Here is a 26,546-nt window from a genome sequence, read left to right on the forward strand (position 1 = left end):
AGCATAACGGCCGTTTGCTCATTCTCAGCTTTGCAGTTGCCGCGAGAAATCGCACAGCTCGACAGCCCGAGCAGCCACTTCGCTCACGAAAGCCGAAGGCCGATCATTTCGATACATCGCCATGTAAGGGACAGAAGGCAATGCCGGGTCGGTGTTTATGATCGTCAATTTGCCTTCATCGACCAGCGGGCGAAAGCACTCCAGTGGAAGGTAAGTGACGCCCAGCCCGGCGGCGGTCAGCCCGAGCATGGCTGTAAGGCTGTCGGAGGACAGCATCTTGGGAAGTTCGATCCCCATCGTTCCCAGCCACTTGTTGACGAACAAGCCGGACCCCGACTTTTTGCCCTGTACCAGCAAGGGGTATTTGGCCAATTCGCCAAGCCCGACAACCCCTGAGTGTCCGATCAGGCCTGGCGCAGCCATCCATGCGTTTTCAACGATGGCGAGCGGGACTGAGGTGATCTCGGGTGCTGTGAATGTGTCCGGGATGATAATGAGGTCCACCAGATCATCCATGAGCTTTTCATGGAGGTTGCGGCTCATATCGACTTCAGCCTCCACGGTCAGTCCTGGAAAGTCCTTCACCAGTCTGGCAATCAGCCGGGGCAGCCATGTCAGCGCTGTCAGTTCGGTCACGCCCAGCCTGAGCCTTCGTGTCACGACGTGAGTGCCGTCCTTCAATGAAGTGATCCGTTCGGCCAGGATGAGCATTTCTCGCGCAATCACCAGCAGTTCTTCACCGGTCGCGGTGAGGCGTGCACCGCGCTGCGATCGATCGAACAATTGCAGGCCGGTTGATGCCTCCAGCTCCTGTATTCGCTTGGAGATGGCTGACTGCGTTGTATTGAGGTGTTCAGCCGCACGCTCGAAAGTCCCTAGACGTTCGATCCAGTGCAGTGCAAGCAGTTGCCGAAGGTTTATCATTAACATTCCTGCTGGGCATGTTTGGGCATACGATAATATCGCTTTTTCTATTTAGCAGTGTCTTTATCCTCAGAGCCACACGCCATCTGAGGAACACCCATGAACGCTATCGCCTCAACTTCAGAATTAACTACGTTGCTGGCTGCTTATTCTCGTACCTCGACCTCGATTATCAGCGATTGTCTGGATCGTCTTCCCGGGGCTCCGCTCAAGCCGTTTCATCGTATCGAAGGCACGATGGTCGGGGTTGCCCTGACCGTAAAAGTCCCGTGCGGTGATAATCGCGCGATCCATCAAGCGTTGGAAATTCTGAGTCCGGGCCAGGTTCTGGTGGTGGATGGCGGTGGGGATATCAGCCGCGCATTGATGGGCGACATCATGGCCGCAATCGCTGAAAAGCGCGGAGCAGCCGGCATTGTTGTAGACGGCGCCATTCGTGATCTGGCGACGATTGGCAAGGGCGGCTTCCCGGTGTTTGCCCGGGCTGCGTTCCATCGTGGCCCCTATAAAAACGGGCCTGGGGAAATCAATGTGCCTGTCAGCATTGGCGGGATGATGGTTTCACCGGGAGACATCGTTGTTGGAGACCACGATGGCATTGTGGCTTTCCCTGTATCGCAAGCAGAGGAACTGCTGCAGCGGTGCCTGAGTACCGAGCAAAAAGAAGCAGAGATGATGGCGCAAATCGCGTCCGGAACTTACAAAGGCGCCTACGCGGCCAAATAAACGGAAACCCTAACAATGAAAATCGGAATTGTCGGAGCGGGCGAAGTCGGCCTCACGTATGCGCGGCCATGGTCAGTGGCAGGGCATGAAATCATCTTGTGCGACTTGAAACCTTCAGCCACTGCCAAGGCATTTGCCGCAGAGCGAGGGCTGGAGATCGCGACATCAGTCGCCGCTATCGCTGCAGACTGCGACGTTGTCGTGTCGTGCGTATTCGGCACGGTTTCTCTGGCCGTGGCCGAACAGGCGCTCGCCACTATGCGCAAGAACGCGCTGTACATCGACATGACCACAGCGGACCCCGCTCAGATCAGAATCGCTGCCGAGCAGGCAGCGCAATCGGGCATCGTGTATGTCGATGTTGCAATTCTCGGTGCCATCGCGCTGACTCACGAAAAAACCAACTTGCTGGGAGCTGGTGTCGGAATTGATCGCGCGCAGAGCCTGTTCGCGTGCATCGGCGCACCGCTAAAGTCGGTCGAAGGGGGGGCTGCGGGCGACGCTGCTGCGCTTAAAATTTTGCGCAGCGTGTTTACCAAAGGCTTGGAAGCGTTAACGATCGAGTGCTTTATGGCCGCAGAAAAACAGGGTATCACCGACAAGCTGCACGACGCGTTGAGCGACATTGATCAAGCAAGCTTGCGCGATTTCTTGGGGGCATTGATCCGCACGCACGTCATCCATGCGCCGCGTCGTCTTAAAGAGGTCGAAGAGGCTGAGCGTCAGTTACGCGCCGCCGATATGCCGGTGTCGGTTCTGCCGGGCGTAAAAGAACTGTTTCAGCGCACGGCCGGGCAGATCGCTTCGAGCCCATTGGACACGACTGCGCCCACATTGGAGCAAGCGTTTGAGTGGCTCTTTAAAGCGAATGAGATCAATCGGTAAAAGATCCGATTTTTGAGCCTGGCTTTATTGCAATCCGTTTTATCTAGCAGGACGGATTGCAACAGAGCCGTACGTTTGTTTAACCCGCAATCAATAGTTTGGAGAAATTGCAAAGCCTTTGCGCGATCACTCCAATATCTTGACTGACCCCTATCCAGCGGCCAGGTCTGTAGAGGGCGACATAGTTAATATCCGGTAATGGCGGCTCGCAATGTATTTCGCCTAAGTCGCCTCTTTCTAGCAGGTGCTGCAAACAGCGCTTGGGTAAATAGGACATGCCGAGCCCGGACATGGTCAACCCTACTTGTGCCAGCAAGTTGCTCGCAGTCACGGTGTTTGGAAAGTAGACGCTCTCATCTGCGAACCATTTTTGATAGAGCAAGCCGGACCCTGATGAAGCCCCTTGGGCAATTAATTTTTGCTGGGAGAGTTCCTGTAAGTTCCAGGCGCGTTCGGTGTCCAGCAACTTGGGCGAGCACATCCAGGCAAAATCCACAGTTTGCAAGGCGACGGCTATAGATCTGGAGTCAGAGAATATATCGGGCAAAACGACAAGGTCTAAATGGTCTTGTTCAAACTTGCGAAAAAGTTCAGCGCCGACTTCGACCACGGGCTCCAATTGCAGGCGAGGGTAGACCTCGCTCACGGCTTCAACCAGTGAGGGCAGCCAGGTCATGGCGGTCAACTCCGTAACGCCGATTCGATACCTGCCGACCAATGCCGTTTTATCACTGACCTCTCCGAGCATTTGATCGCGCCTATACAGCAGGTCGGTCGCGTGCTCCAGCAACAAAGAACCTTTTGTGGTCAGCCTGGCCGTTCGCCGAGTGCGATCAAACATCGCCACGCTGAAAGTATCTTCGAGTTCAACGATTCTTTTGGAGATTGCAGATTGGGACATATTTAACTTGGTTGCCGCTGCTTCGAAACTGCCTAGCTGAGCAATCCAGTAAAGCGCTTCTAATTGCTTGAACGTCACCATTTAGAGAAGCCTTGTTTATGTGTTGCCGTGTGGAAGTTGTGGCGAATAGCAAGCCGATTTTGTTATTTAAGAACGCTTTATCCAGCACCGAGGCCGCCTGATGCGAGACGATCCTTGCATCACCGGTTCGAACGTACAAGCGAGTTTTAAGCGTTAAAATACATCACTAAAAGTGATAGAAAACCATAATTAAATGTCGCTAAAAGTATTCTTGTGAGGAGCCTAAGATCGACTCCGCGGTGATGATTCGCCATCGTTAAGGGCTCAGTTTCGTAGTTCCTCCCACTGCCCCTCTACGCAGCAAGCTGAACCTTAGCGTTGGCGGCATGACCGTAAATCCAGAATGCATACGGCTGCAAAGCACGACGTTCTGGAAAAACACGTCAAGGCTGCGATTGACAGGGATCTGCTGATCCCTGTCGATCAATACCGCTTTGGCTCACATGAGTTTGCGGCGAGAAAAAATAAAATGAAAAACGCGTTTTTGTCCGAGCGGGTCCTGAGTATTGCCCCGTCCCCGAGTGTGGCTGCCAACGCCTTGGTTGCGCAGCTTCGTGCACAAGGTCAGGACATTGTGAACTTCACCGTGGGTGAGCCTGATCTCAACACGCCAGCTCATGTCGTTGAGGCCGCTCGCAAAGCAATGGAGTCCGGCGATACTCACTACACCAGCACCCTGGGCACGCCTTTACTGCGCAATGCCATCGTTACCAAACTGGCGCGTGACAACGCTCTGGAGTACAGCCTGGAAGAGGTGGTGGCCGGATCGGGCGGCAAGCAAATCATTTTTGAAGCGCTGGCGGCTACTCTGAATCCTGATGACGAGGTCATCGTCCATACGCCTTATTGGGTTTCCTATCCCGATATCACCCGCCTGAATGGCGGAACACCTGTGGTTATCCATGGCCATGAAGGCAACGGTTTCAAGCTGACCCCAGCTCAACTTGAGCACGCGATAACGCCCCGTACCAAGTGGGTCATTATTAACAGCCCCAACAACCCTAGTGGCGCTGTTTATACCGTTGCCGAACTGCAAGCGTTGGCGCAAGTCCTTCGCGATCACCCGCATGTGTTGATCATGGCGGATGAAATCTATGAGCACTTCATCTACTGCGATGAACCCTATGTCTCATTCCCGGCAGCAGCCCCTGACCTGAAGGAGCGGACCCTGATTGTTAATGGCGCCTCTAAAGGGTACGCCATGACGGGCTGGCGTCTGGGCTTCGGCGCAGGCCCGAAATGGTTGATTGCTGCGATTGGCAAGTTGCTGTCCCAGAGCACCACGTGCCCCAGCTCGATCAGCCAGGCCGCTGCGGTCGCGGCGTTCTCGGGAGATCAGACCCCGGTGAATGCAATGTCCACGCTCTACAAGGGTCGCAGGGACATCATGCTGGTTGCGCTTGAAGGCGTGCCCGGCCTGACCTGGACTGTCCCGGACGGCGCTTTCTACGTATTCGTCAACGTCAAAGGGCTCTTGGGCAAGACCACCCCGCGTGGGCAGGTGCTGAACACCGACGGGGATGTCGTCAAGTACTGGCTCGAGGATGCGGGCGTCGCCACGGTCGTGGGTGAGGCCTATGGCATCAGCCCTTACGTGCGGTTGTCCTTTGCCAGCGGCGAAGCGGTGATCCAGGACGGCTGTGCGCGAATCCGCCGTGCCTGTGAGGCTTTACGCTGATCCGCACTTGCAACCTTTTATTGATCTAAAAATAAAGCGCCCAACATGAAGTTGGGCGCTTTGCGTGGGGGGCTCAATTATTCAGGTTGGCAATATGGCCTTACCACGATGCCTGCTTGCTCAAGGGATGCACGCACTTTTTTCACCATCTGCAGCGCGCCTCCGGTATCTCCATGGACGCAGATTGTGTCGATGGAAACCGGAATGCGCTTGCCCGACTGCGTGATAATTGCGCTTTCTTCGATCATCTGCATGACCCGTGCGGCCGCTTGGTCTGCGTCATGAATCACAGCACCTGGCTGCGTTCTTGGCACAAGACGACCCGAGTCAAGGTAAGCGCGGTCGGCATAGATCTCTGTGACGTAAGGCACCCCGGCACTTTCGGCGAGACGCTCCAGTGTGACGCCGGCCATCGTCGACAAAATGAGCGTGTCGTCAACTTTCTGGATCGTCTCAATCAGCGCCTGAGCCGCCATCTCATTGTCTGCAACCAAGTGCCCCAAGGCGCCGTGCGCTTTAACATGGGTCAATCGATGGCCGACCGACCTGGCCATCGCCCACGCGGCACCGATCTGATAGGCCAACAGCTGGCGGATTTCGTCCTGGGAGAATTCCTGATGCCGACGGCCAAAGGCCCAAAGATCGGGGTACCCCGGATGAGCGCCCACCGCGATCTTTTTTTGCTTAGCCTTTGCGCAAATATCGGCCATGATTTTGAAGTCGCCTGCATGAAAGCCACAGGCAAGGTTGGCAGTTGTTACAACTTCCAGCATTTCGTCGTCCTGACCAATGGTGTAAGGACCAAAACCCTCACCCATGTCGCAGTTAATATCGACAGACTTAATCACGGTTACGCTCCTTTATTTAGTTGGTTAGTTCTTGTCCGGTGACGTCTTTCATTTTGCTCAGCGCAATAATGGAAATCATGGCAGCCAAGGATGTCCAAATAGCCGGGGACATTGAGTTGCCGGTATTTTCGACAAGCCATGTGCAGATGAAAGGGGTACTGGCGCCGCCAAAGATAGCGCCTACGTTAAAACTCAGTGCCATGCCGGTGTAGCGAACACGTGTTGGGAATAATTCACCATAGACGGTGTAACCTTGGGCTTGAACGATGGCAAACGGCAAGAAGGCGAGCAGGGCAGCAATACTGGCCAGCGTGAAACTTGCGAGCGACATTAAGTACATTGAAATAGGGATGACAACGATATAACTGGCGTAACCAATGATCATTAACTTTTTACGGCCCACACGATCGGATATCTGACCGAACAGGGGCATTGCCAGGGCCGCTGCCAATGTACTGGCGGCCATCAGCCAGAATACTTTTCCTGTTTCATAGCCCAGGGTTCGGGTCATATGAAGGTTTAAATAAACGATACCCAGGTAGGCGGTACAGTTCTGCGCAAAGGCAATCGATACCGCGATAAACAGCGGCTTTCGATAAGACGTGAACACTTCACGAACTGGGGCTTTAACCACTTCATTTGATTCAATCAGACTTTTAAATTTGGGTGAATCTTCCAGCTTCATGCGTGCCCACAACGTGAGGCCGATAAAGGGTATGCAAATCAAGAATGGAATGCGCCAGCCCCACGCGACCATTTCTTCCGGGGTCATCATGAAACTGACAGCGCCCGCCATGCCTGCCGCGGTGGCAATACCAATGGCAATGCCCGCCGGGTTGAATGCGCCGAAAAACCCCCTTTTGTTGGCGGGAGCACACTCGGATATGTAGGTGGCAGCACCGCTGGCTTCGCCTCCCGCGAAAAACCCCTGCGCCAATCTGCAGGCGACCAGCATGATCGGCGCAAGGACTCCCGCCTGATCATACGTCGGCAATATTCCGACGATGCCGCTGACAATACCGATGCCGATGACCGTCGCAACCAATGTGTACGAACGGCCTCGACGGTCGCCCAAGCGACCGAAGAAGATGCCGCCCAGTGGACGCATGATGAAAGCACTGGCGAAAACAGCAAGTGCCGAAAGAAGGGCTTCAAATGAATTCATGGCCGGAAAGAATACTTTCGCCAAGGTGCTGGCAAGTAAGCCATAAATTGCAAAGTCATAGTACTCAACGGCTGAGCCCATGCCGGCAACAATAGAAGCTTTCCAGGGGGATTGGGTGGTGGGTGAACTCTCATCGAATGAATAGTGCAGAACTGCAGTATCTTTTATCATAGGTGTCTATCTCGCCGGAGGTATCCGAGAACTTTTGAGATGTAACCACTAGACAGTAGGGAAAGAGCAGGTGCCGAAGCATTAACCCGTAGTAGCTAGTAATTGTTATTGTATTTGTTTGTTGTAAGCCACTGGCAACATACACCACCGCTTATCATGGCTATAGCGATTTATTGGGATGTAATCTCATCGCTTTTTCTCATCTATAGAGAAATTCAGAGCGTGAAGGCACGCGCCACTAAACCGATGGTGATGTTGATTGTCAGGTTGTAAGTAATGCTTGGCGTTTAAATAAGTGTTGCGACTACATCCCCGTAACCTACAACTTGAGCATTGTCGATTGAATAACCTTTCAATGTTCCGGACGTAGTGGGGTAGATCGGTATGACTGTTGTTTCAACGATGACATAACCAATGATGATGTCAGGCGTTAGCTGTTGTCCGCAGAGATCAGTCGTGCTCTCGGTAAAGGGATGCTGATGATAAAAAACACCCATCTCGGGTGATTCAATCACTGTGCCTTGTTCCAGAGTGTTTGCAGGCGTTGCCAGCACGTGATCTGCAACGTTCACGGTTGTGTCAACGGTGCCAAACTCAAGGCTCAACGAGTAATGTTCATCTTCAACGGTCAATGAACGGATACTCGACCCTTGCAGTCGCTGGATCAGTAATTCAATTTCATCAATGGTCATGACTGCTGGCTCCCTTCTCGCTGGTCAAGATAATGCTCCAGGTAGTGAATGTTCGCCCCGCCTTGAACAAATGGGTGTGTGCCTAATATCTCCAGCTGCAAGGGTATGTTTGAATCAACACCGGCGATCACCAGCTCACTGAGCGCCACTTTCATCCGCTCGATGGCTTGCTCCCGCGTCGATCCATGGGCAATGACCTTCGCGATAAGTGAATCGTAGTGGCTGGTAATTTTAAACCCGGGTTTGAGGTGTGACTCGACCCGAATACCCGGACCACCTGGCGGCAGCCAATCACTCACCGTGCCTGCTGACGGCGCAAACGACCATGGGTCTTCGGCGTTGATACGGCACTCGATCGCGTGCCCTGAAAATGAAATCTGCTCCTGGCTGATCGATAGCGGCAGGCCCATGGCCACTCGAATTTGCTCCGCGACGATGTCGACGCCGGTGACCATTTCAGTGACCGGGTGCTCGACTTGAACGCGGGTGTTCATTTCGATGAAGAAGAACTCGCCGTTTTCGTAGAGAAACTCGAAGGTTCCTGCACCGACATACCCAATCGCCAGGCACGCTTTCACGCAAAGCTGGCCAATCTCTTTGATCAAATCCCGGTCGACGCCCGGCGCCGGGGATTCTTCAATCAATTTTTGGTGCCGACGTTGCGTTGAACAATCACGTTCGCCCAGCCACAGCGCATTGCCATGCTGATCGGCAAGCACCTGAATCTCAACGTGGCGAGGGGTCTGGAGGAATCGCTCCATGTAGACCACCGGGTTGCCAAAGGCAGCATTGGCCTCTTCGCGAGTCAGGGTGACTGAACGAAGCAGCTCCGCCTGCGCATTGACCACCCGCATACCACGACCACCACCGCCACCGGCAGCTTTGATAATCAGCGGGTAGCCGACTTTTCTGCCGCACTCCAGGATGTCTGCGTCGGCATCAGGCACTGCGCCGTCGGACCCCGGAACACAGGGAACACCGGCTGCAATCATCGCCTGCTTGGCGCGCACCTTATCGCCCATGCACGCAATGGCCTCGGAGGACGGGCCGATAAACGTCAGGCCCGCGTCTTCAACCGCTTTGACGAACCCAGCGTTCTCGGACAGAAAACCATAACCCGGGTGGATGGCCTGAGCGCCTGTGAGTTTTGCCGCCAGCAGAATTTTTTCCTGCAACAGGTAGCTTTTGGACGCCGAAGCAGGGCCGATGCAAATCGAGGTGTCGGCCAGTTTTACATGGCGCAAGTCACGATCCGCTTTGGAATACACCGCCACGGTTTGCAGGCCCAGTGATTTACAGGCGCGCCAGATACGCAACGCGACTTCACCCCGGTTTGCGATCAATACCTTGTCAAACATGGTTCACCTTCCTGGCTCGATAAATGGGGGTGCCGCGCTCAACATCTTCACCATCCGCCACCAGAATCTCGACGATCTCGCAGGCAAACTCGGCTTCGAGAGGGTTGAACAGTTTCATGGCTTCAATCACGGCGAGGGTGTCGCCTTCACTGACCTGGCTGCCGATGCTGGTGAAGTCAGGCTTTGCGGGGGAAGGGCGCAGGTACACGATGCCCGCCATCGGGGCCACGATCAGGTGCTCATTCGGTTGCGGGGAGGGGGTTGGCATAACGGCAGCTGCCGCGGGCTTGAGCGTTGTTTCGGCAACCTCGACAGGCGTTTGTTGCCGGCGACCGAGGTGGACGTTGGTATTCCCTTGCGTGTACTTCAACTCAACCAGGGTTGAGCGCTCGAAGCTATCAATCAATCGTTCAAGGTCTTTGCTGTGCATTTTTCCTATTCCACTTTTTTCAGATCAACTACAAAAAACTTACCGCCATTGCGTCGCGGTCGCTTCAAACAATGAACGCCTCTTGGCATCTTCGAAGAGGGCGGTGTCGATGTCGGTGAGCTCGAACCGCAGGGTGCGCCCCGGCATGAGTTGGCCCAGTTTCCAGAGGTCTGCTTCAATCACGTTCACCAGCTTGGGATAGCCGCCACAGGTATTGGCGTCGACCAACTGAATGATCGGCTCGCCGCTGGTCGGTATCTGTACCGTTCCGGGGACGATTCCATGGGAGAGCAACTCGCGGTTGACGGTGCGCTTCAGCACGGCGCCAGACAGTCGGTAGCCTTGCCTGTTGGAGCTGCGCCCGACGGTGTAAGGGGTGTTGAAGAAACGCTCTTTGGTGTCGTCCGAGAACTCCTGCCACTCAGCCGAGGGCAAGACGCGAACTGTCGTTCCCGCTTCACTCAGCGCACGCCAGTACGTTTGCAGGGTTGGATCGTAGAGGCTCGATGGGGTGATTGTTGCGGCGCTGTCACGGGCCGAGCTGCGCAGGCTGTCGCCTTTCGCCAGGGCTTTGCCCTCGTGACCTCCAAACGCACCTTTTAGATCGGTGGCGCGGGAGTTGAGGACCCGTTGCACATCAATGCCGCCTTCGATTGCCAAGTAAACACAGCGGCCTTCTTGAGGGGCTTCGATGACCAGCGTCTCTCCCGCATTCACCCTTAACCGTGACCACGGCGCGTGTTGTTTTTGCCCGATGCGGCTGGTGCTGAGTGCGCCGGTAATGGCAACGCAGCGCGCCTCGCTCAAGCGCACCTTGAACGGAAAATTGTTGATTTCAATGCTGGCCGCCTCACATGAATTGCCCAGCATCGCGTTGCCAAGCTCGTAACTCAGGCTGTCAAGCGCACCGCTGCGGCTTACACCGCTGGCCAAGAAACCGATACGACCGTGATCGACAATGATGTTGAGAGGACCGTTGGACAGGATTTCCATCATTTCAATTGCGCCTTTGGACGAAACACGAGGGTGTCTCCGGGGCTCAACAGCGCTGGAGGCATTGCTTGGCTGTTAAAGCCATCAAAGTCTGCGTGGCCAATGACGTGCCAGCCGCACGGCCCTGGGCACGGGAAGACAGACGCCTGTTCACCGGCGACCACCACGCTGCCTTTAGGGATCAAGGTGCGCGGAATTTGGCGGCGGGGGACTTCAAGTGCAGGGGGCAGCCCCACGAGATACGCAAAGCCTGGCATCGATCCGAGCGCGGCCACGGTGTAAGTGACAGAGCTGTGCAAGGCGATGACATCACGTGTCGTGAGGCCTGTTTGTTCTGCGAGATAGTCCAGATCCATCCCGCGTTCACCGCCGTAAGTCACATCAATGACGAAGGTTTTGCCATTGATGGCGGTCGGCTTTGATGTGATCCACAGGTCGGACAACATGTGTGCGGCCGCATCCGGGCGAATCTTGCCCGGATCGTAGATGACCAGCAGGTTGTTAACCCCTGGAACCGTTTCCACTAAACCTGGAAGGCATTGCTGGTCACGCAGGGTGTTGTTCAACGCCCAAAGCCTTTGTTGCAGCTCCCTGTCATAAGGGCCGCAAGACACATCCAGAAGCAGGCCATTGGTACCCGCGAGCGAAATTCGCACAGAGGTATCAACGGCTTTTGACGTTGCTAATTTGGGTTCAAAAAGAATCATGGCTATTCCAAATGCAGGTACTCACCGAACGACAGATGCCGTGCGGGAGGTATTGCATGGAGCAAGCCAACGTTTACGATTCGAATGTGTTTTGTCTTCGTTTAGTTTTTAAAACGTTTTTTGATGTATCTAACTGATTGAAAAATAAAGTTAAAAATAATATCTAAATGTTTAGATTTTTTTGCCGAGAGTTCAGCAGTGAAAGGATTTTGCAGCGCGAGCATCTATTTCGCCAATGCTACCTAAGGGAGCAGAGTCGCTACAAAAGGTAACATCGCTTCGAGTGCTTGCGTAAAGCTTAGGGGGTCAAACCAGTGAAGAGGCTGCCCTTGCTGCCTGGTCATACGTGCCAGACATTTCTCTCAACGTCCGGGCTGTCGAGCTGAGTTTTTCGACCAGGTTTTGATCGATGCTCGGCACCAGGCATTTGGTGCGCACAGTCACATACCGCTCTACCAGCGCGAGCCCTTTTTTCGTCGGGCTGTAGAACACTTCCTTGCCTATCTTTTTAGAGCCGATCAGTTGACTCCCCGATAGCTTGCGCAGGGAGTAAGAGACGATGTGAGTGTCTGCAAAATTCAAGGTAAAACAGATGTCGGCCAGCTTCTTCTGTTTGCCGCGGTGGCAGATATGATTCAGCACCATGATGTCGACCATGCCCAGGTCAGGTGCTCCGGCCGCGCTCATGCAGGAGGTGGCCCACCTTGAAAACGCGTTCCACGTCAGGATCATGCCGAACTCAAACTCCGATGCCGGCACTTGGCCTTCTACGACCAAGTGGGCAGACGCGACCAAGGGGCCGTTGAGGTCGGATTCAAGCTGAGAAAGCGTGTCGGACATATTTCCTCCGTAATGACAAAGACCCTAAAAGAGCCAGCGGTTCACGCGGCAATCTACCATAGCTGTCTGCGCACATGCGTCGCGGGGCGGCAGGTTCGGGCGGCAGCGGGGGTGGGTCGATCTGCTGCGAGATGCCCTTTCAGTGGTCTGGCAAGCCTCTGATTCATCACTTTTTTCGAACATTTTGGCCTTCTTTAATTCGCTTTTTACAGGCTTGGCCTTCTCCTAAAGTGACGTCAATCCGCAGGTGATGCCACTGCCAACCCTTTGGCCTGAAGGCGGTAGGCATCCATACCTGTACCCACGGCTGGCGCATCGCCGACCGCTCACCACGTCAAGATGGAAAACAATAATGATCGGACTTCGAATCGTCCCTCGCACACGTCAAGTCAGCGCAGCACTGGTCGACAGTTTTCGCTCGGTCCCGGTCGCCAATGTCAGTGACTGCATGGGGCGAATGACTGCTGGCGGTACTCAGTTGCGTCCGTATCACAAAAGCGGTGTGCTCGCGGGGCCTGCATTCACGGTCAAAGCTCGTCCGGGTGACAACCTGATGATCCACAAGGCGTTGCATCTGGCACAACCCGGCGACGTCATTGTGGTGGACGGGGGCGGCGACCTGACGAACGCGCTGATGGGCGAGTTGATGGTGGCAACGGCCATCAAGCGCGGCCTTGGCGGCATCGTGCTCAATGGCGCCATTCGCGACATCGATGCGATTCAGGCTGGCTCCTTTCCGGTGTATGCCGCCGGGATCACCCACCGCGGCCCGTACAAGGACGGGCCTGGCGAAATCAACGTGCCGATCGCTATCAGCGGCATGGTGATCAATCCGGGTGACCTGATACTCGGCGATGCTGACGGCTTGCTGTGCGTGCCGTTTGAAGCCGCGGAGCAGATCCTCGACGCCGCGCTGGGCAAGTGCGCAGCGGAGAAGGTGACCGTCAAAGAAATCGAAGAAGACCGGCTTGATATCACCTGGATTGACGCACAGTTGGCACGCCTGGGTTACAAAGCATGAAGATCGTCATTCTTGACCGAGACACGCTATCGCCGCAGACCGTGCTGCGGGCACCGTCCTTTCGGCATGAAATCCAGTCCTATGGGCGCACCACACCCGAACAAGTGGCTGAGCGGATCGCCGATGCCGATATTGTTGTGCTCAACAAGGTGAAACTGACGCGTGACGTGATCGAGTCTGCGAAGAAGCTTCGCCTTGTGGCTATTGCCGCAACGGGCACCGATAACGTCGACATTGCGGCGTGCAAGGCACGCGGCATCGTTGTCAGCAATATCCGCAACTACGCCGTCAACACAGTGCCAGAGCACACCTTTGCCCTGATCTTTGCCCTGCGCCGGAGTATTTGTGCGTACCGTGAAGCCGTAAGGGCGGGTCGATGGCAAGAGGCGCAACAGTTCTGCTTCTTCGACTACCCCATCAAAGACCTGGCCGGTTCCACCATTGGCATCATCGGTGATGGGGTGCTGGGCCAGGCCGTCGCCAACATGGCTCGCGGGCTCGGTATGCGGGTGATTTTTGCAGGTTATAAAGGCCATTCCGGGCTCGGCTCGTTGTATGTGCCGTTTGAGCAGACCCTGGCTGAAGCCGACATCTTGACCTTGCACTGCCCGCTGTTGCCGGAAACCCGCAACATGATCGGTGCAGCGGAGTTTGCGCTGATGCGCCGCAAGCCTTTGCTGATCAACACCGCGCGCGGTGGACTGGTCGACGAGAGTGCAGTCGGACCGGCGCTGGAGGCCGGGCAGATTTCTGGCGCAGGTTTTGATGTGGTGATGACCGAGCCGCCTGCGCTGGATCATCCATTCATGCAGCTCGTTGATCGTCCCAACTTTATTCTCACGCCTCATGTGGCGTGGGCGAGTGATGAAGCCGTGCAAGGGTTGGCAGATCAATTGATCGATAACATTGAAGCCTTTGTGCGTGACGAGCCAAGAAACGTCGTTTAAAAACCATCGTTGAGATACAGACGTGTTTGACGCCGAGTTGGCCATTCAACGCTGACAAGGATCTGTACTTAATGTTAGAACCCACATCAACCTTGAATAAGCAGGTTGTGTTTGAAATTCTGGAAGGCGCCCAATGATTAAACACCTTGATCACTTAGTTCTGACCACCGTTGATGTCGCGGCTTGCAAAGACTTTTATATGCGTGTGCTCGGTATGCAATTCGTGCCGTCTGCGGGAGGGCGGATGGCATTCCACTATGGCAATCAGAAGATCAATGTCCACGTGCGCGGGCATGAGTTCGAACCCAAGGCTCACTTGCCAGTCTCGGGGGCGCTCGATCTGTGTTTTATCGCAACCATAAGCCTGGATGAGGTCATCGCTCACCTTGAAGCAGAGAGTTGGCCGATCCTTCTGGGGCCTGTACCGCGGACTGGCGCAACTGGCCCTATTCGTTCTGTCTACCTTCGGGACCCGGACTTGAACTTGATCGAGATCTGCGAACTGTGCTGATCCGAGCTTGCTAAAAAATAGAGGCCACAGCAGGGCTCTAGCCATAGGTCATAGGTTAGAACCCAGAACGCTGCGCCCTATGCAACACCAAAACAGCCGGTTTATCCTCAGGATTGACCGGCTTTTTTGCGTCTGCCATTAGAGTAAACACCATGTCATTACGTGCGCTTCACACCTTGATCGCTATCGCCCAGCACGGCTCGTTTGTGCGAGCTGCCCAGGCGGTTCATCTCACGCAATCTGCCGTCAGCCTGCATATCAAGTCGCTTGAAGAGGCGTTCAATGCGTCGTTGTTCGATCGATCGCGTCGACTGCCCGTATTGACAGACGCAGGCCACCTGGCCGTAGAGCGGGCGCGTGAGATCGTTGCACTCTATGAGGGTATAGCTTCTGAAATTGGCGGGGATAACGAGCTGCGCGGCAGGTTGAGGATTGGAGCCATCCATACGGCACTGGCCAAAGCCTTGCCTCCGGCGCTGGCCACGTTAGCGGCCGAGCATCCTCATCTGCGTATTAACGTGTCGTCGGGCATGTCTGCTGAATTGGCCACGCGGGTGGAGGCGGGCGATCTGGATGTTGCGATCACCACAGAGCCTGTGAAGCCGCACCCTTATGGCCTGGTCAGCACACCGCTTTACGAAGAAGGTTTTTGGATCATCGCACCGGGCTCGTTTGTGGGGCAGGATTGGCGGCAGTTGCTTCAAGAACAACCCTTCATCCGTTTTGATCGTCGGGCCTGGGCCGGGCGCACCATCGAACAAGAACTGAGGCGAATGCGACTGCGGGTGCAGACCAGCATGGAACTGGACAGTCAGGATGCCATCATCCAGATGGTCAGCAGCGGGTTGGGCGTCTCGGTCATTCCGCTCTCCAGCCACAGCCTCCAACACCTGAATCATCTCTACGTTCAGCCATTCGGGTTGCCGCAAAAGACCCGCCGTGTTGTCTTGCTGGAGCGTGAAGACCGCCCACTGGCAAGGCCGGCAGCAGCCCTCGCGAAGGCGGTACAGCACCATGCGCCTGCCTGGCGACCTATGAGCCAGACTTGTTGATGGCTGAATATTAAGTCGTTTTTATTTTAGGCTTCAGGTTCTTATCGTAGTGCTCATCCACATCGGTCCCGGAGAGCACCATGCACCGTTCCAGCACGCAAGCCTGCGCCTTTTTGATGAGGGTCAAACACGCCGCTGAGGCATTTTTATGACCGGTGCACTGTTGCTTGCGCTGGCGCCTATCGCTTTGCTCATCGCCATCGGCACCTGGCTTAATCGCAGTCGCTTTCTGGCAGACACGTTTTGGGCTCAGGCAGAGCGTTTAGGCTATTACGTTCTTCTGCCCGCACTGTTTTTGCATGGGCTGGCGACTGCCAAGCTGGACGGTGTACCCGTCCAGGGGATGATTCTAGTGCTCGTAGTGTCGACGGTTTCGGTCGCCGTGTTGCTGGTCGCGAGCCGTCCGATGCTCAAGGGCAACGATGCTGCGTTCACGTCTGTGTTTCAGGGTGGCGTGCGCTTTAACAATTACGTAGGCGTCTCGATAGTGGCAGGCCTGTTCGGCGCCCAAGGCATCGCACTGGCGGCCGTGGCCAACGCGGCTATCGTGCCGACAGTCAATATTTTGTGTGTACTGGTGTTCGCGCGATACGGCGCAGGCGCAAGAATGTCGCTGGGCAAAATTGCCAGGCAGTTGGCACTTAATCCGCTGGTGCTTGCCTGTTTCGGCGGGATAGTGCTTCAGGTCCTTGGACTTGGGCTCCCCGTGGTGATTGAGCCGGTGATCAAGGCGCTGGGGCAGGCGTCGCTCCCGCTGGGGCTGCTCTGCGTAGGGGCTGCCCTTGAACCGGGTGCCGTGCGTAGCTGGATTCGACCGGTAGCGTGCTCATCGCTGGTCAAATTTTTGATCATGCCACTGGTAACGCTGAGTGCTTGCCATGTGTTTGGACTGGACGGCAAAGCCGCCATCGCCGCCGTTCTTTTTCAGGCACTGCCGACCGCTTCGTCGTCTTACATCATGGCGCGGCAATTGGGCGGCGATGCACCCCTGATGGCGGGGATAGTTGCCAGCCAGACCTTGCTTGCAGCCGTGACATTGCCCATTGCTGCGCTTGTCCTGATTCCTTGGATTTGATGTTCAGACGCTCTGCTCAGGGCGTTTCATTGATTGTGCTGATGATGACTATCGAAAGGCTCGCCTGTTTAATCGCTAAAACTGCCTCCTATAATCGCCTCTGATTTCTTCTCGCCTTTCGCCTGTTTTCAGGCAGCACCCACTCTGGAATCCTACACAATGCCAAGCGCCAGCCAGGCCCCTAGCGGCCTGCCCGAACATAATCAACAGAGTGTCAAACAGCAGTGGCTGGCGATTCTCTCGGTGGCCGTGGGGGCCTTCGCCCTGGTGACCAGTGAGTTTCTCCCGGTGGGCGTACTCAACGACATCGCCAGCGACCTCTGCATCAGTGCCGGCCACGCCGGGCTCATGGTGACACTGCCCGGCATCATGGCCGCTCTCGCTGCGCCTGTGCTGTCTGTCGGCATTGGCACCATGGACCGCCGCTATCTGCTGATCGGCCTGACGCTGATAATGATCATCGCCAACCTGGTCGTGTCCTACGCCAGCGACTTTGACTTGCTGCTGTTCGGCCGCGTATTGCTGGGCATCAGCATCGGTGGTTTCTGGGCGACGGCCATCGCCCTCAGCGGTCGCCTGGCCCCCAAAGGGGTAGGTGTTGCCCAGGCCACCTCGATCATCATGGTCGGTGTGACCTTGGCCACCGTGCTGGGCGTGCCCGTGGGCACGTGGCTCAGTGGCTTGATGGGCTGGCGCATGACCTTTCTGGTCACCGCGCTGGTAGGCGTGCCGGTGCTGCTGGCGCAGATCTTCTTGCTCCCGCGCCTCACCCCACAAAAAGCCATTCGCATCAGTGACCTGCCAGCCTTGTTTATCAACCCGCAATCGCGCGTCGGGTTGATCGCTGTCTTGCTGATTGGCCTGGCGCACTTTGCCGCGTACACCTATGTCGCCCCTTTCTTCAAAAACAGTTCCGGTTTTGACGGGCCGACGATTGGCTCCTTGCTGCTGCTCTATGGCGTAGCCGGAGTCATGGGCAATATTTTTGCCGGCTTTGCCGCCAACCGCAGTGTTCGTTACACCCTGTTGCTGGTCGCACTGATGATCGGCACCAGCACGGCGTTGTTTCCCTACTACGCCACCAGCATGACCGGCGCAGTGATGTTGATCGCCCTGTGGGGTTTCGCCTTCGGCGCCTTCCCGGCCTGCGCCAGTATTTGGATGTTTGTCGTCGCGCCCAAAGATGTCGAGCGCGGTATGCCGCTGTTCGTTGCCTTGTTCCAGGTGATCATTGCTCTGGGCTCGTTCTTCGGCGGGCAGATCGTCGACCGGATGGGCAGCTCGGCGTTGCTGAGTCTGGCAACGGTTCTGGTGGGGTGCGGTTTTATGACGGTGCTTGTGCTGGGGCGTAAGGTCACTAATAACCTGGCGGCTGAGCCCGCTTGACCCGAGCGATGTAAAAAGCCTGTCAGTTAAGCGAATGCTGTTTCAAATGCAGCCAGAAACCTGTGGGAGTCTGGCTTGCCAGCGATACGGGCGCGCCGACACACTCGCGGGCAAGCCCGCTCCCACAGGGGTTATGTGTTTTAACCCCGTCCTGGCTACCAGCGCAGCCAGCGCGGTCCGAGCAGCGCCCCTATAACGGTGGGCACTAACATGCCCAACAAGTACCAGACGCCCCAAAACGGAACGTCCATTTCAGGGCAATGCACGCAATAAGCAAGGGTTGCCATGGCACCGGCCAGCAACCCGCCGCAAGCCCCGGCCAGCCTCAGGCGAGTGGGGGCCAAGCCGCGTAGCGCCCAGAAAACAGATATAAACCCCGGAATCGAGAGCAAGGTGATGTTCAGGGCACACACACGCCAGGTCTTGCCGAGAATGACCGCGACGCGTGCATCCGGCACAGCGCCCATCAAGACGTAAATGGCCCCCGCCCAGATAGCGGCGACGGAGGCAAAGATCAGCAACGCTCCGCCGCCAGCCGTCACCCCAGGTCTGGCCAAGCGCGTCGCCACACACAGAGCGCCCACCATCAGACACAGCGGGAAGGCGATTTTGGCCCAGAAAATGGGCGTCGCTGCCACCGCAGAAAGGTCTGGACGAATGCCAAAAATGACCATTGCCAACACGGTCGAAGTCGCAAGACCGATCAGCACCGCGATACAGAAACGCTTGGCGAGCGCATGCCGCTCGACCGGGCTGGCCCCTGACGCAAGCATGGAAATAAAATCATCGGTTTTCATCGTTTACCTCTAATTCTTTGCGCCAACGCTTTAAGTCCGCGATGGACGCCGATCTTTACCGCTGATTCGGACAGTCCCGTTATCTGCGCGGTTTCAGTGACGGACAAGCCTTCAAGCTTCACATGGACGATGGGCAGGCGTTGGCGCTCGGGTAGTTGCTCCAGCAATTTGCCTAGGTCGCGATGGGCTTGTGCGGGTTCCAGACAGGGCTGCGCAAACAGTTCAGCGACGTCGTCCAGTGAGTCGTTTAACACCTCATGCCGCGACCTGCCTCGCCAATAGTCCGTGAGTTTGTAGCGCGCAATGGCAAACACCCAGGCAGTCAGTGGCTGATCCGTGCGGTACGTCAGGCGCCCGTTGTGGATCGCCAGCAAAACCTCTTGCAGCAAATCCTCGGCTTCACCGGGTTGGCGATGGAGTTTGGCGCGCAAGAAACCGCGCAGATGACCGCTCAACTCCGACAGAAATGCACGATAGGACGGCTCGTCACCTTTTAAACCGGCGAGGAACAGGTTCTGAAGATGGATCTCTCGCCTGCGCAAAGCGTCGCTATCTGTAGTTCGTTGCATCGTTCGCTCTGGTTACACGAATAGAAAAAATAGTTTGTACCTGCATGACTCTAGCGCTAATGACGGGCGATGGATCATGGGTTCGTTCAAGGGTATTTGGCAACCTGCGGGTTTATTGTGCAGTTTTTAAAAAATATTTTGCGATGCCTGTAACCGGATCGCAAAAGCCAGCGAACTACCTTTCGGATCGCAAGCACAGTGCACGCCTGCACTGATGCAACGACCGCTCATTGACCCTGGAGAATCACCATGAACACGCTCAAATTGGCTGCCATCGCTGTTGCCTTGTCTTCTTTTGCAGCCGGTGCAATGGCCGCTGAAACCCCAGCCGCTGCAGGCGCGATGGAGAAATGCTACGGCGTCTCCTTGGCCGGTCACAACGATTGCAAAGCAGGCGCAGGTACCACGTGCGCAGGCACGTCCAAAATGGACTACCAGCCTAACGCCTGGAAAAACGTTCCAGCAGGTACGTGCACCAGCATCAAGACCCCTAAAGGCATGGGCTCCCTGGCACCTCTGTAATCTTAACCACACGGGGACACGCCAATCATGAAGACTCCATTCCCGATCGGGGCCGGCCTGGGCCTTAAATCGAATCACTATCAGGACGCTCTGGACTGCACAGCCCAAGGGCTCTGGTTCGAAGTTCATCCGGAAAACTACATGGTTGGCGGTGGCCCCCGTTTGGCATGGCTGGAGGCAATTGCCAGCCGCCATGCACTGTCGCTGCATGGCGTATCACTCTCACTGGCGGCCGACTGCGCGCCAGATGCAGAGCACTTGAAACGTTTGAAAGCACTCGCTGATCGCCTTCAGCCAGCGCTGATTTCCGAACACCTGGCCTGGTCGACATGGCGCGACCAGTACCATCCCGACTTGCTGCCATTTCCTCGCACAGGCGAAGCATTGCGGCGTATTACCGGCAATATTCAACGCACACAAGAGGCGCTAGGGCGTCGCATTGCGATTGAAAACCCCACCCACTATTTGCACCTTGATGGCCATGATTACAGCGAACTCGATTTTCTGACCGAGCTCAGTGCGAGGGCAGGGTGCGGTTTGCTGCTGGACGTCAACAACGTACATATCAGCGCCCATAACCTGGGCTTCGAGGCGGCAACGTATCTGGATGCCTTTCCGGCTGCGGCAATCATGGAAATTCACCTGGCGGGCCATGCCCCGGATCCTGGCGGTTCAACGCTGCTGATCGATACCCACGACGCACCGGTCGCTGACGATGTCTGGTCGTTGTATGAGCGCTTGATTGCGCGGGTCGGCTGGCGCCCGACATTGATCGAACGCGACGACCACATCCCCAGTTTCGAGACTCTGCTCTGCGAGCGCGACAGGGCTCAGGCCGTGTTGGATCGTGGGCACCGGCAGCTGTTGCGGGAGGCTATATGAGGCTTTCTCTGGAAGGGTTTCAGGATGCATTCGTCGATGCCCTCTACGGTGGCGAATCAGCGGACATGCGGACCCTGACCCGCCAGCCCGGTTTCGCGGTTTATCGCAACACGGTGCTCAAGGGCGCAACCGATGCACTGGTCGCCAACTTTCCGACCCTGGAGCGTCTGGTCGGCACCGAGTGGCTTCGCAGCGCTGCCGCGATCCACGCTCGGCTGTCGCCGCCTTCGGATGCCCGGTTGCTTCACTATGGGGCCGACTTTCCCGATTTTCTGGATGCTTTCGAACACGCGCAAGACATGCCCTATTTGGGCGACATCGCGCGACTGGATCTGCTCTGGACTCACGTGCACTGCGCGGCTGAAGAACCTGAAATCGAGATGAGCCTGCTGGCACAGCTTTGTGCGACCGAGCTTGCCAGTCTCAGGCTTATCCCCAGGGCCAGCGCTCGCTGGATCTGGTTGCCCAACTGTCCGGCCTACACCCTCTGGCATCTTAATCGTGAGTTGTTGCCACTTCCTGAAGACCTTGACTGGCAGGGCGAAGGCGCACTGCTGACGCGACAGGACGGGCGAGTGCGCTGGCAGGCGGCCAGTGCTGCCGATTGTGCCTTTCTGGACGCGTGCGCGGCGCAGTTGCCCCTCGATCAGGCGTTAGACAAGGCCGTTGCAATCGAGCCGACGCTGAACTTGGAAAACTGCCTCATCCGCTTAGTGAGTGCTGGCGCGTTCACTGCTTCAAACCCCGGTCGACCTTCTTGAATGGCCCTACCACCCACGGAGCACACCATGAACACACGTCCAATGCCGTTATCCACTGCTGACAAATCTCTGCTTGGAACCTGGAACCGCATGGCTGGCCGATTGGGCGAGCTTATTGGGGACTCATTCCTGGTGCTGGTGGCCCGACTCTCAATCGCAGCCATTTTCTTTATGTCCGGGCAAACCAAAGTCAGTGGCTTTCTGACGATCACGCCGAGCACATACGAGCTGTTTCGTACCGAATATGCATTGCCCTTGATCTCCCCGGAACTGGCGGCTCACCTTGCGGCCTACAGTGAGCATGTGTTTCCTGTGCTGCTGGTCGTGGGGCTGTTTACCCGCGCATCAGCCTTGGCGCTTCTGGGCATGACCTTTGTTATCGAGGTGTTTGTTTACCCGGACGCCTGGCCGACCCATTTGTCCTGGGCAGGTTTGCTGTTGTTGATCCTTGCGCGAGGGGCGGGAAAACTTTCACTGGATAGACGGCTCGGGATCCGCTGACTCGCCACCACCTTTGAGTCACCCGTCGCACGGTGGCTCGTGTAGAATGCCGCGCAGGGTGTCACCGCAAACGCGGGAGGGCAGGTTTAATTCAGCGCAGGTCGGGCCGCCGCGCGGAGTCACCGTGCCTGTGAGCCTCGATCCTTCACGTCAGCAAAATACCCGCGACTATCGCGCGTCACCTTCCGCTACTGCTTTTCTTGCCCGCTTTTTCGCCGCTGAATCAGCCGGCGGCTTGATACTGATGGCGGCTGCTTTGGCAGCACTTATCGTCGCCAACTCGCCTTTGGCTGAGAGTTACTTCGCCACCTTACACATCAAAGTGGCGGGCCTATCGATTGAGCACTGGATCAACGATGGCCTGATGGCCATCTTTTTCATGCTGGTCGGCCTTGAGATCAAGCGCGAAATGCTGGTCGGTCAGTTGTCGAGCTGGAGCCAGCGCGCGTTGCCTGGTTTCGCCGCCCTGGGTGGCATGCTGGTACCGGCGCTGATCTATATCGCCGTCAACTGGGGCAACAGTGAAACCATGGGCGGCTGGGCCATTCCTGCCGCGACCGACATTGCCTTTGCTCTGGGCGTACTCGCGCTGCTCGGCAAGCGTGTCCCCCTCTCCTTGAAAATATTTCTGTCTGCCCTGGCGATTCTTGATGACCTGGGTGCGGTGCTTATCATTGCGTTGTTCTACACCAGTGGCTTGTCCGTCAGCATGCTTCTGGCATCGCTGGCCGTGATTGCCCTTCTGGTGATACTCAACCGGTGCGGCGTAACACGGCTCTTTCCCTACCTGATCGCAGGCGGTCTGCTGTGGTTCTTCATGCTCCAGTCCGGTATTCATGCGACCTTGGCGGGCGTCATTCTTGCCCTGTGTATTCCGCTGGGTGACGCGAACCATGAAAGAAAGTCGCCGCTGCTTTATCTGGAAGAAAAACTGCACCCGTGGGTCGCGTTCGCCGTTGTCCCCATCTTTGGCTTTGCCAATGCCGGGGTATCCCTCGCGGGTATTTCACCCGATAACCTGGTCGACCCGGTGCCGCTTGGCGTGACGCTGGGGCTGCTGCTCGGTAAACAAATCGGCGTGTTTGGTCTGGCCGCGCTGGCTATTCGCGCAGGGCTCGCGAAACTGCCGGAGGAGTGCGGCTGGTTTCAACTCTATGGCGTCTCGCTCTTATGTGGCATTGGTTTCACGATGAGTCTTTTCATCGGGGCGCTGGCATTCCCGGACAGCGCGCACTTGGTCGATGAAGTAAAAGTCGGCGTGTTGATGGGCTCTGTGCTTTCCGCTGTCCTGGGGGTTGCTGTTCTTCTGAGGGCCAAGCGCGTTAGGTAAACCGCGCATAGCCCTTTGTAGGAGCGAGCTTGCTCGCGATCTTTTGATCTTTAAAAGATCGCGAGCAAAAAAGCCCCATCGCCTACATCGCTGGCACGCCTTGATCCAAGGTTGCGGCCGGGGGTATCCCGGCCTATGGTCGTAGGAGACTTACCGGCGTTTGGCACTACAGGACTTCGCCGCCAGCCGCTGTCCATCCAGTGTTAAAACACGGGAAGTGACCACATGCCAAGCAACGCTCAACCTGCTGTTCTGGAATTGATCGGCAATACGCCGCTGGTACGCGTTAGCCGCTTTGATACCGGGCCTTGTACGCTTTTTCTCAAGCTTGAATCGCAAAACCCCGGGGGCTCGATCAAGGACCGAGTGGGGTTGGCAATGATCGATGCCGCCGAGCGCGACGGGCGTTTGCGCCCCGGCGGCACCATCGTTGAGGCCACCGCCGGCAATACGGGGCTGGGGCTGGCGCTGGTCGGTCGCGCCAAGGGTTATCGGGTGGTGTTGGTGGTGCCGGACAAAATGTCCACCGAGAAGGTGTTGCACCTCAAAGCGATGGGCGCCGAAGTGCATATCACCCGTTCCGATGTGGGCAAGGGCCACCCTGAGTATTACCAGGACATGGCCGCCCGCTTGGCTGCGCACATTCCCGATGCCTTCTTCGCCGATCAATTCAATAATCCGGCGAACCCGCTGGCTCACGAATGCAGCACCGCGCCGGAAATCTGGGCGCAAACCCAGCACGATCTGGATGCGATTGTCGTCGGTGTCGGTTCTGCCGGTACGTTGACCGGCTTGACCCGTTTCTTTAAGCGCGTGCAGCCGGACCTGGAAATGGTGCTGGCCGATCCGCAGGGTTCTGTGATGGCTGAATACAGCCGCAGCGGCATCATTGGCCAAGCCGGTTCATGGGCGGTTGAGGGCATTGGTGAAGACTTCATCCCCTCGATTTGCGACCTGTCCAGCGTGCGCCATGCGTATTCGATCAGTGATGAAGAAAGTTTTGATCACGCCCGGCAATTGCTGCGTGCCGAAGGTATTTTGGGCGGCTCTTCGACGGGCACCTTGCTCGCTGCCGCACTGCGTTACTGTCGCGAGCAAACCGAGCCCAAGCGCGTTGTCAGTTTTGTCTGTGACACCGGCACCCGCTACTTATCGAAGGTTTACAACGACCAATGGATGAAGGATCAGGGCCTGTTGCCGTACAAGCATTACGGCGATTTGCGTGACCTGATTGCTCGGCGCTTTGAAGACGGTCGAGTGATCAGCGTCGGGCCGGACGACACGCTGCTCACGGCTTTCCAGCGCATGCGCCTGGCCGATGTGTCGCAATTGCCGGTGTTGGTGGATGGCAAACAGCTGATTGGAGTCATTGATGAATCCGACATTCTGCTGGGTATGCATGAAGACGCTTCGCACTTTAAACTGACCGTCGCCAGCGCTATGACCCATACGCTGCACACCTTGCCACCGAGCGCCAGTTTGGCTGAGCTACAAGCCGAACTCGACCGTGGTCTGGTCGCAATCATTGCTGACGCTTCAGGCTTTCACGGCCTGATTACCCGCGTCGACCTGCTCAATCATTTACGGAGATCCCTTGCATGAGTCAGCACGATGAAACGGGCGCGCCCCACGCTTTTGCCACCCGAGTGATCCACGCAGGGCAGGTGCCGGATCCAACCACCGGGGCGCTGATGCCGCCGATTTATGCCAACTCCACGTATCTGCAAGACAGCCCCGGCGTGCACAAGGGCTTTGACTACGGGCGCTCGCACAACCCGACGCGCTTTGCACTGGAGCGTTGTGTTGCCGACCTTGAAGGCGGCAGCGCTGCATTCGCTTTCGCGTCCGGGCTGGCGGCCATCTCTACCGTGCTTGAACTGCTCGACGCGGGTTCGCACATCGTCTCGGGCAATGACTTGTACGGCGGCACCTTTCGCCTGTTCGACAAAGTACGCCAGCGCAGCGCCGGGCATCGCTTCAGCTTCGTCGACCTGACAGATCTCGCCGCCTTCGAAGCCTCGCTGCAAGACAACACGCGGATGGTGTGGGTTGAGACGCCAAGCAACCCGCTGCTGAGCCTCACCGATCTGGCGGCCGTTGCGCGCATCTGTCGTGCGCGGGGCATCATCTGTGTGGCCGACAACACCTTCGCCAGCCCGTGGATTCAACGCCCGCTTGAGCTTGGCTTTGATGTGGTGGTGCACTCGACCACTAAATATTTGAACGGCCACTCCGATGTGATTGGCGGCATCGCCATTGTTGGGCAAAACCCCGAACTGGCTGAGCGTCTGGGGTTCCTGCAAAACTCGGTCGGCGCGATTGCGGGGCCGTTTGATGCGTTCCTCACCCTGCGCGGCGTGAAAACCCTGGCCCTGCGTATGGAGCGTCACTGCAGCAATGCGCTGGAGCTGGCGCAGTGGCTGGAACGCCAGCCGCAAGTCTCGCGTGTCTACTACCCAGGCTTGCCTTCACACCCGCAACACGAACTGGCGCGTCGGCAGATGCACGGCTTCGGCGGGATGATCTCCATCGACTTGAACACCGACCTGGCAGGTGCCCGACGCTTCCTTGAAAGCGTGCAGATCTTTGCGTTGGCTGAAAGCCTGGGCGGGGTAGAAAGCCTGATTGAGCATCCGGCAATCATGACGCATGCCAGCATTCCCGCTGAAACACGGGCTCAATTGGGCATTGGTGACGGGCTGGTGCGTTTGTCGGTCGGCGTAGAAGGGGTTGAGGATTTGCGCGCAGATCTGGCGCAGGCATTGGCGCGGATTTAAGCCGCCGAAACTTCTG

At 56.7% G+C, this 26,546-nt stretch carries 28 protein-coding genes; 16 read left to right on the forward strand and 12 right to left on the reverse strand.

The window, feature by feature from the left end:
* Positions 1 to 24 precede the first annotated feature (24 nt).
* Positions 25 to 924, reverse strand: a complete 900-nt coding sequence (locus RHM56_RS06900) for a LysR family transcriptional regulator (RefSeq protein WP_322239841.1) — start codon at positions 922 to 924, stop codon at positions 25 to 27.
* Positions 925 to 1,023: 99 nt separating this feature from the next.
* On the opposite strand from RHM56_RS06900, the gene RHM56_RS06905 reads away from it, so the two are divergent.
* Both RHM56_RS06905 and RHM56_RS06910 read left to right on the forward strand, forming a co-directional pair.
* Positions 1,024 to 1,650, forward strand: a complete 627-nt coding sequence (locus RHM56_RS06905) for an RraA family protein (protein WP_322239843.1) — start codon at positions 1,024 to 1,026, stop codon at positions 1,648 to 1,650.
* Positions 1,651 to 1,665: 15 nt separating this feature from the next.
* Entirely contained in the window at positions 1,666 to 2,535 is an 870-nt protein-coding gene (locus tag RHM56_RS06910; protein WP_322239845.1) for an NAD(P)-dependent oxidoreductase, read from the forward strand.
* A gap of 79 nt (positions 2,536 to 2,614) precedes the next feature.
* Here the strand turns inward: RHM56_RS06910 and RHM56_RS06915 are convergent, their stop codons facing one another.
* A complete protein-coding gene (locus tag RHM56_RS06915) occupies positions 2,615 to 3,517 on the reverse strand; it encodes a LysR family transcriptional regulator (RefSeq protein WP_322239847.1) in 903 nt (300 codons plus the stop codon).
* Positions 3,518 to 3,986: 469 nt separating this feature from the next.
* Between RHM56_RS06915 and RHM56_RS06920 the strand changes: the two genes are divergently transcribed.
* Positions 3,987 to 5,195: a pyridoxal phosphate-dependent aminotransferase gene (locus RHM56_RS06920; protein WP_322239849.1), complete on the forward strand. Its 1,209-nt coding sequence runs from the start codon at positions 3,987 to 3,989 to the stop codon at positions 5,193 to 5,195.
* A 77-nt stretch (positions 5,196 to 5,272) separates the two neighbouring features.
* On the opposite strand, the gene RHM56_RS06925 is transcribed toward RHM56_RS06920, so the two are convergent.
* The 8 genes from RHM56_RS06925 to RHM56_RS06960 form a co-directional block, all read right to left on the reverse strand.
* Positions 5,273 to 6,043 (reverse strand): 5-oxoprolinase subunit PxpA, encoded by a 771-nt coding sequence (locus RHM56_RS06925; protein ID WP_322239851.1) that lies wholly within the window; start codon positions 6,041 to 6,043, stop codon positions 5,273 to 5,275.
* 16 nt (positions 6,044 to 6,059) lie between these two features.
* Positions 6,060 to 7,379 carry an MFS transporter gene (locus tag RHM56_RS06930; protein ID WP_322239853.1) on the reverse strand — a complete coding sequence of 440 codons (1,320 nt, stop codon included), beginning with the start codon at positions 7,377 to 7,379 and terminating at the stop codon, positions 6,060 to 6,062.
* A gap of 287 nt (positions 7,380 to 7,666) precedes the next feature.
* Positions 7,667 to 8,071, reverse strand: coding sequence for a hypothetical protein (locus tag RHM56_RS06935; protein ID WP_322239855.1), 405 nt, complete (start codon positions 8,069 to 8,071; stop codon positions 7,667 to 7,669).
* Entirely contained in the window at positions 8,068 to 9,429 is a 1,362-nt protein-coding gene (accC, locus tag RHM56_RS06940; protein WP_322239857.1) for an acetyl-CoA carboxylase biotin carboxylase subunit, read from the reverse strand. The genes RHM56_RS06935 and accC overlap by 4 nt, the downstream gene beginning before the upstream one ends.
* Positions 9,422 to 9,859 carry an acetyl-CoA carboxylase biotin carboxyl carrier protein gene (locus RHM56_RS06945; RefSeq protein WP_322239859.1) on the reverse strand — a complete coding sequence of 146 codons (438 nt, stop codon included), beginning with the start codon at positions 9,857 to 9,859 and terminating at the stop codon, positions 9,422 to 9,424. The genes accC and RHM56_RS06945 overlap by 8 nt, the downstream gene beginning before the upstream one ends.
* Positions 9,860 to 9,898: 39 nt before the next feature.
* The gene (locus tag RHM56_RS06950; RefSeq protein WP_322239861.1) at positions 9,899 to 10,855 is read right to left on the reverse strand and encodes a biotin-dependent carboxyltransferase family protein; all 957 of its coding nucleotides are present in this window, start codon (positions 10,853 to 10,855) and stop codon (positions 9,899 to 9,901) included.
* Positions 10,852 to 11,559, reverse strand: a complete 708-nt coding sequence (gene pxpB / locus RHM56_RS06955) for a 5-oxoprolinase subunit PxpB (protein WP_322239863.1) — start codon at positions 11,557 to 11,559, stop codon at positions 10,852 to 10,854. Before pxpB ends, RHM56_RS06950 begins: the two co-directional genes overlap by 4 nt.
* A gap of 306 nt (positions 11,560 to 11,865) precedes the next feature.
* A complete protein-coding gene (locus RHM56_RS06960; protein WP_322239865.1) occupies positions 11,866 to 12,399 on the reverse strand; it encodes a winged helix DNA-binding protein in 534 nt (177 codons plus the stop codon).
* Between the two features lie 352 nt (positions 12,400 to 12,751).
* Between RHM56_RS06960 and RHM56_RS06965 the strand changes: the two genes are divergently transcribed.
* From RHM56_RS06965 to RHM56_RS06990, 6 genes are all read left to right on the forward strand, one after another.
* The gene (locus RHM56_RS06965; RefSeq protein WP_416194887.1) at positions 12,752 to 13,420 is read left to right on the forward strand and encodes an RraA family protein; all 669 of its coding nucleotides are present in this window, start codon (positions 12,752 to 12,754) and stop codon (positions 13,418 to 13,420) included.
* Entirely contained in the window at positions 13,417 to 14,367 is a 951-nt protein-coding gene (locus RHM56_RS06970; protein ID WP_322239867.1) for a D-2-hydroxyacid dehydrogenase, read from the forward strand. Before RHM56_RS06965 ends, RHM56_RS06970 begins: the two co-directional genes overlap by 4 nt.
* Positions 14,368 to 14,500: 133 nt before the next feature.
* The gene (locus tag RHM56_RS06975; RefSeq protein WP_322239869.1) at positions 14,501 to 14,878 is read left to right on the forward strand and encodes a VOC family protein; all 378 of its coding nucleotides are present in this window, start codon (positions 14,501 to 14,503) and stop codon (positions 14,876 to 14,878) included.
* 152 nt (positions 14,879 to 15,030) lie between these two features.
* Positions 15,031 to 15,930, forward strand: coding sequence for a LysR family transcriptional regulator (locus tag RHM56_RS06980; RefSeq protein ID WP_322239871.1), 900 nt, complete (start codon positions 15,031 to 15,033; stop codon positions 15,928 to 15,930).
* A 148-nt stretch (positions 15,931 to 16,078) separates the two neighbouring features.
* Complete coding sequence (locus RHM56_RS06985; RefSeq protein WP_322239873.1) at positions 16,079 to 17,005, forward strand: AEC family transporter; 927 nt, start codon at positions 16,079 to 16,081, stop codon at positions 17,003 to 17,005.
* A gap of 159 nt (positions 17,006 to 17,164) precedes the next feature.
* Positions 17,165 to 18,391, forward strand: a complete 1,227-nt coding sequence (locus RHM56_RS06990; protein WP_322239875.1) for an MFS transporter — start codon at positions 17,165 to 17,167, stop codon at positions 18,389 to 18,391.
* Between the two features lie 155 nt (positions 18,392 to 18,546).
* On the opposite strand, the gene RHM56_RS06995 is transcribed toward RHM56_RS06990, so the two are convergent.
* On the reverse strand, positions 18,547 to 19,188 hold the full coding sequence (locus tag RHM56_RS06995; RefSeq protein ID WP_322239877.1) for a DUF1109 domain-containing protein: 642 nt from the start codon (positions 19,186 to 19,188) through the stop codon (positions 18,547 to 18,549).
* A complete protein-coding gene (locus RHM56_RS07000) occupies positions 19,185 to 19,757 on the reverse strand; it encodes a sigma-70 family RNA polymerase sigma factor (RefSeq protein ID WP_322239879.1) in 573 nt (190 codons plus the stop codon). The genes RHM56_RS06995 and RHM56_RS07000 overlap by 4 nt, the downstream gene beginning before the upstream one ends.
* 249 nt (positions 19,758 to 20,006) lie before the next feature.
* On the opposite strand from RHM56_RS07000, the gene RHM56_RS07005 reads away from it, so the two are divergent.
* From RHM56_RS07005 to RHM56_RS07035, 7 genes are all read left to right on the forward strand, one after another.
* Positions 20,007 to 20,279 carry a DUF2282 domain-containing protein gene (locus RHM56_RS07005; RefSeq protein ID WP_322239881.1) on the forward strand — a complete coding sequence of 91 codons (273 nt, stop codon included), beginning with the start codon at positions 20,007 to 20,009 and terminating at the stop codon, positions 20,277 to 20,279.
* 27 nt (positions 20,280 to 20,306) lie between these two features.
* Complete coding sequence (locus tag RHM56_RS07010; RefSeq protein WP_322239883.1) at positions 20,307 to 21,161, forward strand: DUF692 domain-containing protein; 855 nt, start codon at positions 20,307 to 20,309, stop codon at positions 21,159 to 21,161.
* A complete protein-coding gene (locus tag RHM56_RS07015; RefSeq protein ID WP_322239885.1) occupies positions 21,158 to 21,922 on the forward strand; it encodes a DNA-binding domain-containing protein in 765 nt (254 codons plus the stop codon). Before RHM56_RS07010 ends, RHM56_RS07015 begins: the two co-directional genes overlap by 4 nt.
* Positions 21,923 to 21,949: 27 nt before the next feature.
* Complete coding sequence (locus RHM56_RS07020; protein WP_416194888.1) at positions 21,950 to 22,423, forward strand: DoxX family protein; 474 nt, start codon at positions 21,950 to 21,952, stop codon at positions 22,421 to 22,423.
* Positions 22,424 to 22,553: 130 nt separating this feature from the next.
* Positions 22,554 to 23,753, forward strand: a complete 1,200-nt coding sequence (nhaA, locus tag RHM56_RS07025) for a Na+/H+ antiporter NhaA (protein ID WP_322239887.1) — start codon at positions 22,554 to 22,556, stop codon at positions 23,751 to 23,753.
* 225 nt (positions 23,754 to 23,978) lie between these two features.
* Positions 23,979 to 25,355, forward strand: coding sequence for a pyridoxal-phosphate dependent enzyme (locus RHM56_RS07030; RefSeq protein ID WP_322239889.1), 1,377 nt, complete (start codon positions 23,979 to 23,981; stop codon positions 25,353 to 25,355).
* Positions 25,352 to 26,530, forward strand: coding sequence for a cystathionine gamma-synthase (locus RHM56_RS07035; protein WP_322239891.1), 1,179 nt, complete (start codon positions 25,352 to 25,354; stop codon positions 26,528 to 26,530). The genes RHM56_RS07030 and RHM56_RS07035 overlap by 4 nt, the downstream gene beginning before the upstream one ends.
* Positions 26,531 to 26,546: the final 16 nt, after the last annotated feature.

This window comes from Pseudomonas sp. CCC3.1 (assembly GCF_034347405.1).
GTDB lineage: Bacteria > Pseudomonadota > Gammaproteobacteria > Pseudomonadales > Pseudomonadaceae > Aquipseudomonas.